This is a genomic window from Leisingera sp. ANG59, assembly GCF_013317235.1.
Classification (GTDB): Bacteria; Pseudomonadota; Alphaproteobacteria; order Rhodobacterales; family Rhodobacteraceae; genus Leisingera.
Window position 1 is genome coordinate 1 of sequence record NZ_WLCM01000099.1, and the last position, 956, is coordinate 956.

Sequence of the window (956 nt, forward strand, 5' to 3'; positions counted from 1 at the left end):
CTCCGTGGCAGAAAGGCAGGCAGAAAGGCACCGTCGAGAACACCAACAACAGGCTGAGAAAATACCTGCCTCGCTCGACCGAGCCGACGGTGCTGACAAACCGATATTTAAGGTCGGTTTGCCACCGCCTCAATTCCACCCCGCGCAAGTGCCTCGGCTACAAGACACCAGCAGAAGTCTTCGAAAGCAAGCTGATGGAAATCCAGAACCGTTTGGAATAAAACGACATATCAGAAGTTGCGCTTCAGCGTGAGTTCACAGCGCAAAGCTAAACTGTCACCCATGAGCAATTCAGAAGTGTCACTCTCGCCTGCAATGATAACAGGCAGAGAGATCGGGCATGGGATGGGTGATGATGAGCGAGCGCGAGCTGAATCGTGTGGAAGTTCTGGCGCAGGCCGATGATGGCCGGCTGACGGTAGACAACGCGGCGAACCTTTTGGATCTGACGCGGCGCCAGGTATTCAGACTGCTGAAGCGATATCGATTGGATGGTGCGGCGGCGGTCCGGCACAAGGCGCGTGGCAAACCGCCGAACAACCGGATTCACAAGGCGAAGCGCGACTATGCCTTGGCGTTGATAAAAGAAAACTATGTGGATTTCGGGCCGACGCTGGCCGCGGAAAAGCTGGCGGAACACCACGGGTTCAAGGTGTCCCGTGAGACGCTGCGCAAATGGATGATTGAAGACGGCATCTGGCTGTCCCGCAAACAGCGCCGGACTGTGAATCGGCGTGCAAAATTGACCCACTTTGGTGGGTTATGAGCGAGTAAAATTGACCCACCTGTTTTCGTTAACATCCGCACTAAAAGTGCGGAGGAAAGAGCAGGTGTTACTGATGGAAAGCGTGTCGAAGATCCGACGATGGGTATTGGTTGAGGGACGCAGCATCCGGTCTGTTGCGCGGGCGACGGGATTATCGCGGAACACGATCAAGAAGTATCTGAAGGATGAG

General features: G+C 54.9%; 1 protein-coding gene and 2 pseudogenes. All 3 read left to right on the forward strand.

The genetic code is table 11. From position 1 onward, the window contains the following. Window positions 1–221: pseudogene (locus GKC28_RS26080) on the forward strand (IS30 family transposase); the annotation flags it as partial. Window positions 222–340: 119 nt separating this feature from the next. Continuing rightward, window positions 341–733 (forward strand): annotated as a pseudogene (locus tag GKC28_RS26085) (helix-turn-helix domain-containing protein); the annotation flags it as partial. A 97-nt stretch (window positions 734–830) separates the two neighbouring features. After that, on the forward strand, window positions 831–956 hold a 126-nt coding region (locus tag GKC28_RS26660), incomplete at its 3' end, for a helix-turn-helix domain-containing protein (protein WP_368041152.1).